Annotated in this window: 17 protein-coding genes; 6 read left to right on the forward strand and 11 right to left on the reverse strand. The window is 50.1% G+C overall.

All coding sequences use genetic code 11. The features are described 5' to 3' along the window. Window positions 1–344: 344 nt before the first annotated feature. Window positions 345–824: a YcgN family cysteine cluster protein gene (locus tag PsAD5_RS19155; RefSeq protein ID WP_057465880.1), complete on the reverse strand. Its 480-nt coding sequence runs from the start codon at window positions 822–824 to the stop codon at window positions 345–347. A gap of 127 nt (window positions 825–951) precedes the next feature. Between PsAD5_RS19155 and PsAD5_RS19160 the strand changes: the two genes are divergently transcribed. Genes PsAD5_RS19160 through PsAD5_RS19170 form a run of 3 tightly spaced genes read left to right on the forward strand, consistent with a single transcriptional unit; the run spans window position 952 to window position 4,474 of the window. Continuing rightward, the gene (locus PsAD5_RS19160; protein WP_063293241.1) at window positions 952–3,189 is read left to right on the forward strand and encodes a transglycosylase domain-containing protein; all 2,238 of its coding nucleotides are present in this window, start codon (window positions 952–954) and stop codon (window positions 3,187–3,189) included. After that, entirely contained in the window at window positions 3,186–3,887 is a 702-nt protein-coding gene (locus tag PsAD5_RS19165) for a DUF1214 domain-containing protein (RefSeq protein ID WP_063293242.1), read from the forward strand. Before PsAD5_RS19160 ends, PsAD5_RS19165 begins: the two co-directional genes overlap by 4 nt. Continuing rightward, window positions 3,884–4,474: a DUF1254 domain-containing protein gene (locus PsAD5_RS19170; protein WP_063293243.1), complete on the forward strand. Its 591-nt coding sequence runs from the start codon at window positions 3,884–3,886 to the stop codon at window positions 4,472–4,474. The genes PsAD5_RS19165 and PsAD5_RS19170 overlap by 4 nt, the downstream gene beginning before the upstream one ends. A 14-nt stretch (window positions 4,475–4,488) precedes the next feature. Here PsAD5_RS19170 and PsAD5_RS19175 read toward each other — a convergent pair whose 3' ends face one another. Continuing rightward, window positions 4,489–5,331 carry a hypothetical protein gene (locus PsAD5_RS19175; RefSeq protein WP_063293244.1) on the reverse strand — a complete coding sequence of 281 codons (843 nt, stop codon included), beginning with the start codon at window positions 5,329–5,331 and terminating at the stop codon, window positions 4,489–4,491. Window positions 5,332–5,856: 525 nt separating this feature from the next. Between PsAD5_RS19175 and PsAD5_RS19180 the strand changes: the two genes are divergently transcribed. Next, window positions 5,857–6,513, forward strand: coding sequence for a hypothetical protein (locus PsAD5_RS19180; protein WP_208988703.1), 657 nt, complete (start codon window positions 5,857–5,859; stop codon window positions 6,511–6,513). Here the strand turns inward: PsAD5_RS19180 and PsAD5_RS19185 are convergent. Both PsAD5_RS19185 and PsAD5_RS19190 read right to left on the reverse strand, forming a co-directional pair. After that, complete coding sequence (locus PsAD5_RS19185; RefSeq protein WP_063293245.1) at window positions 6,487–6,873, reverse strand: DUF1491 family protein; 387 nt, start codon at window positions 6,871–6,873, stop codon at window positions 6,487–6,489. The two genes, PsAD5_RS19180 and PsAD5_RS19185, sit on opposite strands and share 27 nt — an antisense overlap. Window positions 6,874–6,906: 33 nt before the next feature. Continuing rightward, complete coding sequence (locus tag PsAD5_RS19190; RefSeq protein ID WP_063293246.1) at window positions 6,907–7,785, reverse strand: peptidoglycan-binding domain-containing protein; 879 nt, start codon at window positions 7,783–7,785, stop codon at window positions 6,907–6,909. A gap of 528 nt (window positions 7,786–8,313) precedes the next feature. Here PsAD5_RS19190 and PsAD5_RS19195 point away from each other — a divergent pair. Beyond that, complete coding sequence (locus PsAD5_RS19195; protein WP_057465874.1) at window positions 8,314–8,898, forward strand: DUF5330 domain-containing protein; 585 nt, start codon at window positions 8,314–8,316, stop codon at window positions 8,896–8,898. 146 nt (window positions 8,899–9,044) lie between these two features. Then, window positions 9,045–9,476, forward strand: a complete 432-nt coding sequence (locus tag PsAD5_RS19200) for a SufE family protein (RefSeq protein ID WP_063293247.1) — start codon at window positions 9,045–9,047, stop codon at window positions 9,474–9,476. Here PsAD5_RS19200 and PsAD5_RS19205 read toward each other — a convergent pair. From PsAD5_RS19205 to PsAD5_RS19235, 7 genes are all read right to left on the reverse strand, one after another. Next, on the reverse strand, window positions 9,439–10,185 hold the full coding sequence (locus PsAD5_RS19205) for a DUF6456 domain-containing protein (RefSeq protein ID WP_063293248.1): 747 nt from the start codon (window positions 10,183–10,185) through the stop codon (window positions 9,439–9,441). The two genes, PsAD5_RS19200 and PsAD5_RS19205, sit on opposite strands and share 38 nt — an antisense overlap. Continuing rightward, a complete protein-coding gene (locus PsAD5_RS19210; RefSeq protein ID WP_063288158.1) occupies window positions 10,169–10,579 on the reverse strand; it encodes a helix-turn-helix domain-containing protein in 411 nt (136 codons plus the stop codon). The genes PsAD5_RS19205 and PsAD5_RS19210 overlap by 17 nt, the downstream gene beginning before the upstream one ends. Window positions 10,580–11,069: 490 nt before the next feature. Then, window positions 11,070–11,486 (reverse strand): MucR family transcriptional regulator, encoded by a 417-nt coding sequence (locus tag PsAD5_RS19215; RefSeq protein WP_008549808.1) that lies wholly within the window; start codon window positions 11,484–11,486, stop codon window positions 11,070–11,072. Window positions 11,487–11,949: 463 nt separating this feature from the next. Then, entirely contained in the window at window positions 11,950–12,312 is a 363-nt protein-coding gene (gene mnhG, locus PsAD5_RS19220; protein WP_063293249.1) for a monovalent cation/H(+) antiporter subunit G, read from the reverse strand. Next, window positions 12,309–12,662, reverse strand: coding sequence for a cation:proton antiporter (locus tag PsAD5_RS19225; protein ID WP_057465869.1), 354 nt, complete (start codon window positions 12,660–12,662; stop codon window positions 12,309–12,311). Before PsAD5_RS19225 ends, mnhG begins: the two co-directional genes overlap by 4 nt. After that, the gene (locus PsAD5_RS19230; protein ID WP_057465868.1) at window positions 12,659–13,138 is read right to left on the reverse strand and encodes a Na+/H+ antiporter subunit E; all 480 of its coding nucleotides are present in this window, start codon (window positions 13,136–13,138) and stop codon (window positions 12,659–12,661) included. Before PsAD5_RS19230 ends, PsAD5_RS19225 begins: the two co-directional genes overlap by 4 nt. Next, window positions 13,135–14,721 carry a Na+/H+ antiporter subunit D gene (locus PsAD5_RS19235; protein ID WP_063288157.1) on the reverse strand — a complete coding sequence of 529 codons (1,587 nt, stop codon included), beginning with the start codon at window positions 14,719–14,721 and terminating at the stop codon, window positions 13,135–13,137. Before PsAD5_RS19235 ends, PsAD5_RS19230 begins: the two co-directional genes overlap by 4 nt. Window positions 14,722–14,723 lie beyond the last annotated feature (2 nt).

The following is a 14,723-nucleotide window of genomic DNA, read 5'->3' on the forward strand; positions in this document are numbered from 1 at the left end:
GGTCAATTCTCTAAAATGTAGTGCAGATAGAAAGAGTAAGACTGCCTCTGCAGGCACCGTCACACTTTCTCTAGCATGCCAAAACCCTATCAAAACAGCGGCGCGCTGTCAAGATTATATTCCTAAGGTAAGTCATCCAAAGAGGCATGGACACTTATCCCCGTTTCACGTTAGGATTGAAACTCGTTCAACTTTAAATAAAGAAAGCTGTAAGGCTTTGATGCGACATTAAAAAAAGCGCAGGCCCTGAGGCACTGCGCTGGCTTTACAATTGCTTTGAATTTTGACTTATACCCGCTTCTCACCTGTGGAGAAGTAATTGAAAATAAACATATTTTGCAGGATCAGTCTTTGGTGTATTCCTCATCCGGCCAGTCGACGAGATAGTTTTCGAACTCTTCTGGCTCCATTCCATCTTCGCTGATGGTTTTGTCTTGGACTGAGATTCCGGCGTCATGCACGCTTTGCGGATCTTTGGAAACAAGCGGATGCCACCAGTACAGATCCCTGCCCTCACGGATTAGACGATACGCACATGTTGGCGGTAACCATTTCAAAGTTCTTACAGTTTCCGGCGAAAGCTGTACGCAATCGGGCACTGTGTCGAAGCGCTGTTCATAGTTTTTGCACCTACATGTGGTTCCATCCAGCAGAGTGCACGCAACGTTTGTCCAGTAGATTGCGCCTGTGTCCCAATCTTCAAGTTTGTTCAGGCAGCAGCGTCCACATCCATCACAGAGTGACTCCCATTCTTCATGGGTCATCTCATCTAGGGTTTTGGTCTGCCAGAAAGGGCGGTGACTCTCAGAGTTTACGGATACCATTTATGTCGTTCTCATTGCAAAATTCCGATGGGAATATCGCGAGGATGTCGCTTAGCTAGTTCTTCGGTTTGGTTCATTGTCCCCCTTTGCGCATTCAGGGGTGTGACCGGTACTACGGGTAATCAGTTTGGAAGAGAACTCTGATAACAGCGAAAAGCAGAATGTCACGGAAAATTCTGCTGAAAATGTGAAAAAAAAGGGCAAGGAGCGATCTTTTACCCTTCAGGATCTATCTCAGCGGATGCTTGCAACCGATGCATGGCTGGATTCTGCGCTTTGGCACACCTCACAGTTTTTGGGGGTGTTCTTTCGTGAGTACTCGGCCTTCATGCGCCGGTTCTCTCTGCGCGGCCCCTCCAAGTTTATTGCAGGGCTTGCTTCTGAAGGGCTGACCTATTGCGCGTTCGGCTTTCTGATCGTGCTGACCTTTGCGCAACCGGCCTTTAAAGCAACGGAGCGTTCTGACTGGAAAACCACCTCCGACTTTTCCGTGAGCTTTTTTGATCGGTTCGGAAACCCGATCGGCAAACGCGGCATTTTGCTGAACGACAAAATTCCACTGGATGAAATTCCCGATCACGTGATCCAGGCCACCCTTGCTACCGAGGACAGACGGTTTTTTGATCACTTGGGAATCGACTTTGTTGGTACCTTCCGCGCCATGGTTGCCAACGTGAAAGCCCGCTCTGTTGTGCAGGGTGGCTCGTCGATTACACAGCAGCTGGCAAAAAACCTGTTCCTTTCAAACGAACGCACATTACAACGCAAAATCAAAGAGGCTTATCTCGCTTTATGGCTTGAGATGAACCTGACGAAGCAAGAAATCCTCAAGTTGTACCTCGATCGCGCCTACATGGGCGCGGGGACATTTGGTGTTGCTGCTGCTTCTGAATTTTACTTCGGTAAAGACGTGCGCGAAATTTCGCTGGCAGAAGCTGCAATGTTAGCAGGGCTTTATAAGGCCCCTTCCAAATATGCGCCGCATAAAAACCTGCCTTCTGCCCGTGCTCGTGCCAACGAGGTCCTGACGAATATCGTGCAAGCGGGCTTCATGACTGAAGGCCAAGTTATCGGCGCGCGGCGCAACCCGGCAGAGGCGATTGACCGGACCAAGAGCCGGGCACCGGATCATTTTCTCGACTGGGCGTTTGAACAGGTGAAAGACCTTGCCGAACAGTACCCAGAGCTCAGTAATGACAGGGTTATTTCTGTTCGCACCACGCTTGATCCGGGCATGCAGCAGGAAGCTACCAACCAAATCGAGAGCACCTTACGCCAATACGGTGACCGTTACGGTGTTGAAGAAGCGGCCATGACAGTTATCACCACTGAGGGCGCCGTGCGCTCCATGGTTGGTGGACGCGATTATGATGAAAGCCAGTTCAACAGAGCCACTGATGCGCTTCGCCAACCAGGTTCCTCGTTCAAACCGTTTGTGTACATGACGGCCTTCCTGAATGGATATGAGAGCGAGAGTGTTGTGCCCGATCGTCCAATCAGTATTGGCGGCTGGAGTCCACGTAATTATACCCGCCGCTATGCAGGTGCCGTGACGCTGAAGACCGCTTTGACCAAGTCAATCAATACCATTCCCGTTCGACTGGCACAGGCCATCGGGCGCGATAAGATTGCAACCACCGCCTACATGATGGGGATCAACAGCGAACTGCGTATTACCCGTGCTATGCCGCTTGGCGTCTCTGAGGTTACGGTTCTTGATATGACAAGTTCCTATGCGGCCTTCGCAGCTGGCGGGAAGAAAATTGACCCCTACGCCATATTAGAGCTGCGTAATTCAAAAGGTGAGTTGCTTTACAACCATGATCGTGACGCTGGCCCTTCTCTGCGGATTCTGCCGTTTGATAAGGTTTCGATGATGAATGATATCCTGGTGAATGTAGTGGAACGTGGCACTGGCCGACGTGCCCGGTTGGATGGGATTACTGCTGCCGGTAAGACTGGTACGACACAGGCTTATCGTGATGCCTGGTTCATTGGCTACACGGGCAACCTTGCAGCTGCGGTCTGGTACGGAAACGACGACTTCTCCTCCTCACGACGCATGACCGGGGGTAGTTTGCCTGCGATGACCTGGGGCAACTTTATGAAGTATGCGCACCAGGGGTTGGAGCTGAAAGCTATGCCCGGTGTGGAGCCGCCTGAAGGTAAGGATGTTATTGCCGCGAATGGTCTCAGTGATGTTGAGGTGACTGGCCCGCCAGAACTGCTCAACAGAACGTCTCAGCAGGTTCTGGAAGCGCTTGGGAAGCGGCTGCGTGCGCTTCCATTCAACAGTATTTCTCAGTCAAACGTGCAGGCCCAACTGGGCTCTGACGCAAAGGCGGATGTGACTTATACCCGATGACCCACACCCCTCACATGCCTTTGGTGGCGGTTCGCGAACCAGAAACCACCCAGATTTTTGATGGAGAAACCTCCTGGCAAAAGCCTTGGCCTCATATTTCGCCATTGCTTTTCAAAGCGCCGTTTTTCTCGTTCGGGCCGTTTTTATTCTCCATCATGATTGCTTTGATTGTGGGGATAGGCAGTGCTTATCTGTCGCTCAACAGAGGCTCTCCATTCAGCGCACTGGAAAGCGGTGTGTGGGTTGCGCACCCGCATGCAGGGACGATTGACAGTGATCCTTACAGTACAGCCATTTTTGCACGAACTGGGCGCGTGCCGCTTGGAAGCGGTGAAGGCATTGCGTTTTACGCTGCCTTTGATGACAGCGGACGGGCGCTAGACCCCCAGTGCAATTACCGAATTGCCGGTAAGGTGCCATCTACCCGGCTTTGGACCATTACGGCTTTGAACAACGCCCTGGAGCTGCTTGCGACTGATGCTGGACGCGCCTCCTTGCATAGCCATGGGATTTTGACGGATCACACAGGCGCGTTTGCAATTCAGGTTTCTCCTGAAGCCCGACCCGGGAACTGGCTGCCAACCGGGGGGAGTAACGGGCTGGTGTTTGCCATGCGTCTTTACGATATCCCCTACACCACGGGTGCCGGCTTGAGTGCTCCAGTGATGCCTGCTGTTGAATTGGTGAGCTGCAAATGAATGATCTACTCAAAAAACTACAGGACCTTTACATTTCGCCTCGTTGGATTTTGTGGGGCGTCGGCGGATTGTTCGTCGCGGGGATAATTCATGTGGCCATTGTTTTGAGCGTTCCCGCTTATGTTCCGCATTCTCCTTACGAACGTGTTGGTGGCTTTGGTGCGGATCGCAGTTTTCAGATGCTGCCACCGATCCTGCCACGTAGTGAGCCTCTGCCGGATCTCGACCCATCTATGCGCCATGCGATCTGTCGTTATTCCCTCGAGAACGGGCCGCTGATTGTGAGCGCGTTTGCTCCCTCTCCGTTCTGGTCGCTTGGCCTGTTCAATGAAAAGGGACAGGTGACTTACAGTCTCAATGACAAGACGTCTGAGGGCGAAGCTGTGCGCATGCTGGTGCTGACACCGCAGCAGCTTTCGATCCTGCGTGAGAACCCACCAGAAGACCTGGAAGAGATGATTGTGGTTGAGACGAATGAGCTGAAGGGGTTTGCGTTGTTCCGCGCCTTTGCACCGTCCAACGCGTATCTACCACAGATCTCAGCAGCACTACGATCCGCAACTTGCTCTGATCTGCCAAAGATTTAGAGCAAACCTTCCAGCTATTTTTGCGGAATAGTGCTTTCTAAACCCCATCCGGTAAAGATGCGAGACGGATTCTCAACCTTTTCGGCCGGACGCTTAACTTCGGCATAGCATTTGGATGGCAGCTCTTCATAGGTGCGACGCAGCTGCTCATAGCCTTTGCTCGCGTCCCAGATTTGCTGGGCAGACGGGGTTTCCACTTCCAGCGCGTTGATGGCGATCTGATAGGCCTGCAGGCGGCGGCCTGTGGCGCGGAGTACCCAGTCCACAAAGGACTTATTCTCGCGCACCCTCGCCTTTACTCCCGTTGCGAACTGCGGGTTCACCTGAGTTTGGCGGTTCAGTGCCTCTAGTCGCTCATGATCACTCACCAGAACCTGACGGGCAATTTTACAAAACGGCAGGAGGAGCTTTTGATCGGACCCCATGTCATCAATCAGGCGGGTATAACGCGTTTCGCTGGAGCGGTACTTATCCGAGCGCAGATAAACGTAATAATTTGATGGATTGATCGCAGCGTATGGATCTTTCAAAAAACCCTGACGTTCCAACTGAGCCTTGTTGGCTCCAATCCAATCCTCAGAGGCCGGAGGAACAACCAGTGTCCATCCGCGATCGCGCAGTTCATTTTCCTGATCTGTCAAATTGAGGTTGGAAACGTCTTGCTTCTGGGAATAACGATAGAGCATACCCAGATCTTTTGCGACGCGGTCATGAAGGAAATTGGGCTTAGCGCGGCCAAAATCTCCAGTGGGCTTGGCGCATGCAGACAACAGCAGGGTGGCTGAAGACACAAGTAAGAGACAAGTCGCAAAGGTGCGACCTTTGCTGATCAACTCTGTTTTCCCGAATTTGCCCATGTCTCACAATCCCACTGCTTGCAGCAATGGAGATACAGGCAAAAAACGTAGGAAGCTAGTCCCTCTCGTATTCCGAGTGCTCTTCTACAACGCGAATAACACCAACTCTGCTGCGGCAGGCTAATCCTGACGGCATTTTGTAGACACCCGGGAATATATGGATCTGGGCTGATGAAAGCTGACGATCAAAGCCTCTGCGTATCTCTAAGGGTTGCCTGCGCGAGCGCTCAATCACGAGATCATGAAGTGTACCCATAGTTTGTCCTCTGGCACATTTACCGGTCAATTCTGTGGTTCTTCCAAGCCTCAGTTAAGCGGAGTTTCAGTTAATGAGCTGTAAAGCATTTGCTCCTAAATTTAGCTAGTAATTATATTCGATGTCATATGTGTCGCTGTGTTTTTCTGGCGATTGCGAAAAACATCGAGAAATCATTGTTTTGCGTATACAGGTTCCTTAACTCATGGAAGACAGGTCTCAACTCCTAATTGCAGCAACAGAGGCTTTTGCTCAAATCGGCCATTCTCATGCAAGCTCTTGCAAATGACCATGACCAGATGATTGGAGAATACGTTGCTCTCAATTCCAGGAGCACCGTTGCCCCTTCACATCCAGCCAGTTCCTCTGATGAGCTTGCAGAAGATCTGCTTGGTCTTTTCCTGGAGAGCGCGCCGATCTCATCATACAAAGACCTCTCAGCAAGCCTGTCAGATGCCTCTGCTTCAGATGACACGGTTGACGCTCTGACGGAAAATGAGGCGCAGGAGCTAACACTTAGAGGGCTAAAATTTGGCCATACGAGCATGGTTGGCCAGTTGGCGCACGCCTGCCGCATGACTCCAGATCAGATTCATCAATGCTGTACGCATTCTTCTCCGGACGGATTCATTGTCATGCTCGTTGGTCTTGGGTTCTCTTCCCGTCTTGTCGATCAGCTGCTCGTCCGGTTTTGGGGCACACTCATTGAGACGGATCGCATGAGAGACCTGCAAAAGTCTGCTGCTGGTGTTAGCAAGAAGATTGCGCGACAGTTGCTCTGCAGCTGGAGTGGAGAGATTTCTCAGCCTCGCTACCACACGATTTTTGAGGCAACCGAGACAGTTGTGCGGGAACTCAAAGCCCAGGGCACGTCTTTAACGCGGCCCTCACATTACCATTCAGAACTTGCGACCCTTAAAGCCTGAAAATAAATCTTCAGGCCCCGGCTCTTTTGGCAGTGACAGGAAGCTTCTGGCTTCCTTATCTTCAACTTCGACAACCCAGAAGTCAGGGTCCATGCGTTCTTCGCGTGTGAGTTTGGCTTCAATTTCCTCTCGTGAAGTTTTTTCCATCAAACACTCAAACTCGCGATCAAGTGGCTTTTCCTCTTCAAAGAAAGACTGTGGGGCAGGACCGTAAAAGTCGTAGGTCGTGTCCAACCGATCAACAATGATGAAGATTGCACCTGCTTCCAGCGCGCCTTTGCGGCGTATGCCTGCGAAAGCACCTTCCCCGAAGCACCGGCGTGTGTAAGCAGCGACCCAAAATTCAGAGGTTACTCGCATCAAGTTGTCTTTCTTATTGAATTAGTCGCGCTATCAGATCCGCGTGCCACTGACGGTAGCAAGCTTAGAGAAGAGAGCTTCGCTCATTTGCCCGTCTATCTGCAAAGCATTATCGCGTTGGAATGCGGCAATTGCAGAAGCGGTCTGGCCACCCGGAATACCATCAATTGTAAGCGGGCCGTACCCCAGATCTGCCAATGTTTTTTGCAGGCGCTTGATACGCTCAGTCATTGCATCCGTTTGACCGGAGACTTGTGTCAGATTGGAGCCACTTTGCGTCAATGCTTCAATTTCCTCAGGACTTGCCCGAGGAATAGGAATCTCAGCCCCTTCAGCAGACGCGGTGTTTGGAGACGGCGCAAACGCGGCAAAGTCCATTGTCAGCCGTGCGAGCAGCGCTTCGGTCACCTGCCCGTTTTCACTCATTGCGCGTTGTCTTTGATAAGCACGGACTGCCCGTTCTGTCGCGGGACCGAACTGGCCATCCAAACTGCCCGGATACACCCCTAAACGGCGCAGTTCTTTTTGCACTTCAGCAACCAGCTCTTGCTGTCTCAATCTCTGAGTTGCTCTTACAAGTTCTGAGCTATCTAACTGGCTTTGAAAAACCCGAGTGGCGACTATTGGAGAGGGATGCTTGGCATCTTGCAAAAAGGCAGCGTTCACCGCGATCAGCGATGCCATGCCAACGAAGCCTAACAGCACCAGTGTAGAGAGCTTGTTCATGCCTGGAGACTTTTTGGAGGCAGCGTTAGCAACAGCAGCATGATCGACTTCGCCATTTTCATAGAAAACACCGTCTTCGTCATAGTCTACGTGCATTTGGTAATCACCATCAGGCTGCGTATGTGCAGAACCCCGACGGGCTCCACCTTTGCTCGCTTTTTTGCCGTTTGGCTTTCGCCCCACCATCAAGCACTACCTCTTTCAACGCAATTTGTGTGTTACCCGAGTACTCGGTCACTACCAATTTTAACTGGTGTCTTCCTGAGAGGTTAGAGATATCGCCCTCACCTCAGCAAGTCCACTTTGAATAGCTCTCTGCCCACCGAGAACCACCATAAAACCTTGGGTTAAATTGGGCTCGTTTCCAGTTTTCCAGCCCTACTGTTTCTATCAAGTTTTGCTTAAAAAAACTCTTATGTGCACTTTTGAGTTTTAATTGTGAGCTCCATCTGGTGGCTTTTCAGTTCAATAAGATACCGCTGGGATACTTTTTCTACACCTTTTATTAATCATAGATACGCTTCGCCAACTTTTCGAAAGACCAAAAATAGCCATAAATTTCAGTAGTTTTCCAATTTACATAAAATTTGATTCAATTTTATTGAGAACAATATATGTTATATTTGAGAGTAAACCCTATAGTTTCAACAAGTTAAACGACTATCTAAAAATTGTCAGCCTATTCGGCGCACTTGAAACCCACGGGCGAAGCCAATGTTCTTTTTGCTTAGAACTACATTTTGGATCGGACTTGTACTGCTTCTGCTTCCAATTGGAACTGGCAGTGATGAGGATGCACCATCTATTGGGATCGTTCAGGTTTACCTTGCTGCTCAATCCACCGTGAAGGATCTTGGGGGTTTTTGTGATCGTAATCCCAATGCTTGCGAGATGGGCGGCTCGGTCATCACTCTCGTCGGTTTAAAGGCAAAAGAAGCTGCTCGCTTGACCTACAATTACCTCAGCGACAGTGAGACAGAAGATCTGCAACCCACAAAGTTTGCTGCTCTGCCGTCAGCTCAGGATGCTATCGAGGCAATACCGTTTGATGAAGTTGCAGCTGGCCAGCTGCTGCCGAGCCTTACAAGCCCATCAGACGAGCCTGCACATTCCGGTACACTTAGTTCAGCTGATCGGGACATTCCATGGCAACTCGATCAAGACCAGCAACAGAACAGCTCTGCGCAAGCAGATCCGTCTGAACAAGGTCTATTTGCTGAAGTTCAGCCAATCTATGCAACTCCAGTTGCTGCTGTTCCGTTACCGCGTCCTAATCCGCTGTATTACGGCCGGAATTAAGGTCAATTTCCATAAATCTGAGCTATTTATGGCCTATACTCTCATCTGGAGTGTGGGCCGTTATATATTTTGAATCCAATCGTATTGCCCCTAACCGGTTGGCGCGGTAGAAACGCCCTCAAAACCCTGAGTGAGAGAATAGTATTATGACCACTGCGATCGCTGATATTCTGGAAGGCTTTGAGTTCCTCGAAGACTGGGAAGACCGCTATCGCTATGTCATCGAGCTGGGTCGAGAACTTGAGCCCCTGACAGATGATGAACGCAGTGAGGAAAACCGCGTTCATGGCTGTGTTTCTCAGGTCTGGCTTTCGAAGAACATTCAGGAAGATACCGATAAAGGCCCGATCCTGTTCTATAAGGGCGACAGCGATGCACACATTGTTCGCGGTCTTGTTGCTATCGTTCTTGCGCAATACTCCGGTGTTTCTGCAAAGGAAATTCTTGCTACGGACATCGAGAGTATATTTGGCAAGATTGGCCTCAAAGAACACCTGACGCCTCAGCGTTCCAATGGCTTGAGTTCCATGGTTCAGCGTATCAAGGATGATGCATCCGATGCTCTAACTCCGAATTAGACGCTGCCCAACTCGCCATTCGAGCGTTTTCGGGACCGACCGCACGACTACGAGACGAGCCGTAATGTGTAGCAAGTCGATCTAGCGCCAACCCCAGAACAATCTTGGCTGTTCGTTGTGGCCATTGACGCTCGCTCTCAACCTGTTTCAAAGGCTTCAAGAAACAGCACACATCCATGAGAACGCCGGAGAGCTCTGGTCCGACAGTTGAGAGAGCTCTTTGAAGGCGATCTCTGGCATCGTAAACGCTGTCGGATACATCATCTATCTTAGTACTCGATCTTGATGATTGCTCGCTGCGCCAGTTCGATCTAACGGTTCCCCAAAGTTGCGCGTAGGTGAAATCTTCTCTTAATCGCTCACCTGCTTCAAACTGGAGCTCCGAGATGTATCCTCTCCCCTTTTTGTCCTTTCTACTCCTTAGCCAAGCCAGTGGACTTTCTGAGTTGATGGTATTGATCTGAGATTGCTCCGTTTTAGATTGAGTTTCCAACCCTCCAAGGCTTAATTTTCGCCGCAACCAGCTTTTGCCCTTTTTGGTCAGCTGGTAGCCCTGCGCATAGGGAGCAACCAGCGACAGGGCTATTGCACGCGATAAGACAGCTTTAGCTTCCCCCTCAGGTTCCGCATGCTGCTTTGCAACTGCTAGCCCTTTGCAGAATTTGATGAGCTGTATTTCAGATACTGCTTCCTCAGGCTGGGTAGGCATCAGGCTGACCTCCGGAGCTTAGGGAAGAATGCATGCGCGCACTGGCAACAGACGCAGACAGCTGCCCCTCTATCTCTGAGAGGACAGCATCAAATTTCGGATCTTCTCTTAAATCTTCAACCACCTTGCAGGCATGAGCTGCTGTTGTTCTGTCACGCCCAAAGACTGCACCTGCTTGGGACAGGGTCATACCCATTGAGACGTGAAGAATATACATAGAGACTTGGCGGGCCTGTGCAGCTTTTGCATAACCGCGGGAGGCAGAATGAAGCTCCTCTGGCTTCAATCCAAATGCAAGTGCAACACGGCCTGTCGCCATCCAGTCCACCGCTGACAGAGGCTTTTGGGACAGTCCAGAATGAACCGAAGACTCCGAACACGGACTCTTGGACATTTCATTTTTCTCCCCCTCAGAAAATCTTGGCATTTAATTACTCCAATGAACTGATTGGTTATCGTCAAAGAACAATTGATTGTTGCCCTAGCGATACTCGGGGGGGATAAGATTGGTACCTCGCGGTCTCAAAGCATAAATTTTTCTAAACGACTGGCAGACTTAAGCGATTTTTGAGTCCAGCTTCGAAATTTCGAAAGCTGCCCTTAAAACCTTATCGAATTATTTTTTTGAATTAACTCTTGAGACTTGCAGGTGTTTTGAGATCACAACTTAGTAAAGCACAAGAAAATTAGAACTTAAGCTCTAGTGTCAGATGAACTAATTTTACCTTTACGGAAGGTCGAAGAAGGCGTGCCAGGGCACTATGCACAACACGTGCACCCTTAAGGGAAATTCATCAATAATGAGGGGATAAGAAACAGCAGAAGGGGAATAAAAAAAACCAGCCCCGATTGAGGCTGGTTTTCTGTCAGGATATGTCCTGAAATTACTTAGCGCGTTTACGCTGCTGGCCGAGACCCATTTTCTTAGCAAGCTCAGAACGAGCTGCCGCGTAATGAGGAGCAACCATTGGGTAGTCTGAAGGCAGACCCCATTTTTCACGATATTCTTCAGGTGTCATATCGTAATGCGTGCGTAGGTGACGCTTCAGGGACTTGAACTTCTTACCATCTTCAAGACAGATGATGTAATCGTTCGTAACAGACTTCTTCACCGGCACAGCTGGCTTGAGTGGCTCTGGCTCTGGCTCGGAAAGATCACCACTGGTTTTCTGCAAAGCGACGTAAACGTCGTTGATCAGCACAGGCAAATCGGCAGAGGCCACAGTGTTATTACCAACATAGGCTGACACGATATCAGCAGTCAGTTCCATCAAATTATTATCTGCAGGGATCTCGCTCATCTCTAACCTGTCATCTTGTGGATCTAAATTTCGTAGGTGTGCTTACTTACTACAGAGCTAATACTTCAATCCGAAGATTAAACGTTAGATCCGTACTTATCTCAGCTAAGCTTCGACTCTAAACAAGCAAAAACCATAGGAGGCTTTTATAGAGACAGGAAATAAGGATAACAAGTTAAATTCGGTATGAAAAAGCAGATTTACTATGGTTTTTTGTGCATTGTGATTTAGAAGGACCTTACAGACTTCCAACAAACTTGAGAAATCATAGAAGTAAACTAGATAAACTGCTTGCCCTAATGTACAGGTAAAAGAATGAGACTTTGCTGTGTAATTGGCTGTTGGCAAGGCGGTGCCGGTGAAACTCACGTTTCTAGTCAACCGCCTTCCCAAAGGGCATTGTCGATTATTTCTGGTGATTTGGTTGCACTAAACCCCAGAAACTGTGATCGAAGCTGACATATTATTGCGGTGTTTCAGGCTCCGCAGACTTCTTCGTCACACTCAACTCGTCCAACTTGGTTTCCTTACAAGGTTTGTAGCCCACGACATAGGCTGCGCGTGCGATGAGGTGTGCAGAAACCGGAGCCGTCAACAGAAAGAAGCAGACGGTCGCGACAGCACGCATGAAGTCATCCCACTGTTGCGAATAGAGGCCAAGCGCCAGCACCATCAAGCCAGACCCTAAGGTACCCGCCTTGGACGCTGCGTGCATGCGTGTATAGACGTCTGGCAGACGATTGATGCCAAGCGCTGCGCCAGCTGCGAAGATTGCTCCTATAATGAGCATAATCCCAGTCAGGATAGAGATAACTGCTGACATCATTTCTGCTCCTCCTGCTTTTCGGAATCTTTGATTTCCTGCATGATAATAAAGTCTTTGGCCTGCCCTCGATTTAAGATGAAACGGGCGAAGGCAACGGTTGCCAGAAAGCCGACAAGACCGAGTGCAAGCGAGATATCGATATAGAGCGTGTATGATGACCCAACACCCACAGTCGCTATCAGGCCGATAGCGACAACCACCAATAGATCCAGTCCGACAATACGGTCAGGCAAGGTTGGGCCTTTGATGATGCGATAGACAATCAGCAAGAATGTCAGACCGAGAATAAAGAGCGCGATGCTCACACAGGCATACAGAAAATCTGATGCGAAAGCCTCAAATCCGTTCATCGAAACGCCTCCAAGATCTGACGTTCAAAACCATTCTTGATGCCATCAATTGTTTCTTCTGGGTCTGGCACGTTGAGGCAATGCACAAACAAGACCTTTCGATCTTCCGAAACATCGACGGAAAGCGTTCCCGGTGTCAACGTAACCATGTTTGCCAGCAATGTGATCTCAAAGTCTTCGCTGACTGAGAGCGGCACTGCGATGATGCCTGGGTGGAGATTGATCTTCGGTTTGATAACAATCATCAGCACCCGCCAAGAGGACAGCACCAACTCTTTGAAGAAGCTGCCAGCAAGAATGAGAATCTTCCCACCGCGCTGAAAGTAGTCACGAAATGCGATCTGTTCCCGGATCAGGAACAATGCAATACTGGACAAGATAAAACCGAAAATCAGATTCAGCGGTGTGAATGAGCCGGTAACAGCACCCCATGCTGCTGCAAGCAGCAAGTTCATGAGAAAGACCGTGTTGTTCATCGGATGCCTCCAAATACGGAACCGATATAGGCTGTCGGATCAATCAGCGTTTTTGCTCCATTTTCAGTTATGGACATCATGGTTTCCGGCAAAATTCCAATTATGAAGATCAGCGCGGTCAACACGACGAGTGGCAACCAGATGCTCCACGATATCTCAGAGGCATCAGAGCTTCCGGCAATGGGGAGAGCTTGAATGCCATCCACCGTGTGCTCGTTCCCGCCCCGCCAGAATGCGAAGATCCAAAGACGTCCTACAGCGATGGTCGTAAACAGCCCTGAGACCAGAATACCAGCTGCGACCCAGCCACGACCAGCTTCTAGCGCACCAGCTACGAGCAACAGTTTTGCCCAGAAACCGGAGAAAGGTGGCAAGCCTGCGACTGCGAGCAAGAGGATCAAGCCTATTCCAGCGCCCAGAGGCGTGCGGATGTAGAGACCTCCGATTTCCCGCAGGGAAAATGTTCCGCTCATCTGGAACATAAAGGCGACCAGGAGGTAAAGCGCGGTCATGATGAGAACGGAATGCATGGAGTAGAAGATCGCACCAGATACAGCAACTTCATTGCCAACTGCGATACCAGCCATCATGGCACCGATACCAGCGATGACGAGATAGGCCATCAGCCGTCGGATATCTGTTTGAGCCAGCGCACCAAGTGAGCCGGTCAGCATCGTTGCGATGGCGACTATTCCAATTAGAGAGGCGAGCCAGTCACGACCTTCCGGCATCAGCAGAAGCATCACTCTAAGCAGCGCATAGACACCTACTTTGGTGAGTAAGCCTGCAAAGATTGCGGCTACCACCAAACGTGGTGTGTGATAAGAGGCGGGAAGCCAGAAATTGACTGGGAACGCTGCTGCCTTCATTGCAAATGCAAGGAAGTACAAGGTTGCCAAACCAAGCATTGGACCAGAGCTGTCAAAGGCTTTCAGCTTGCCAGCGATGTCCGCCATGTTCAGCGTACCAACCAGACCATAAAGCAGGCCAGTTGCGGCAAGGAATAGCGTTGTCGCAATCAGGTTCAGCACTGCATATTTTACAGCACCGTCGATCTGCACCTTTTCATTTCCGAGGATCTGCATACCGAAGGATGAGATCAACAGGACTTCAAACCACACATAAAGGTTGAAGATATCTCCTGTCAGAAATGATCCCGTGACACCGCAGAGCAGCATCAGGAGGAACGGATAGAAACCGTAGCGTCTTTCGTTTTCAGCAATTGAGTTCATTGCGAAGACGGCGACACACATGGTTGCGACAGAGGCTGTCAGTGCCAGCAACGCGCCGAGCGGATCAGCTGTAAAAGCGATGCCGAATGGCGGGAGCCAACTGCCCATCACCATCGTCACAACACCGTTGGTGAGAACGTGGTTGAGCAAGCCGATGTTTGAAAGGATCACCAGTGCGATTGTTGTGATCGCGATCCAAGGTTGAGTAGCCGATTTCTTTCGGAAAATAATTGAAATTGCACCGCCTGCCATGGTGAGCAGGACAGGAGCAACCAATAGCCAGTCGGCAAGAGGCACCGCCTCCGTCACCATAGCCGCTGTAATATCAACTGTTGTTTTCGTTGCAGCCATCT

It is taken from the genome of Pseudovibrio sp. Ad5, from assembly GCF_001623095.1.
Classification (GTDB): domain Bacteria; phylum Pseudomonadota; class Alphaproteobacteria; order Rhizobiales; family Stappiaceae; genus Pseudovibrio.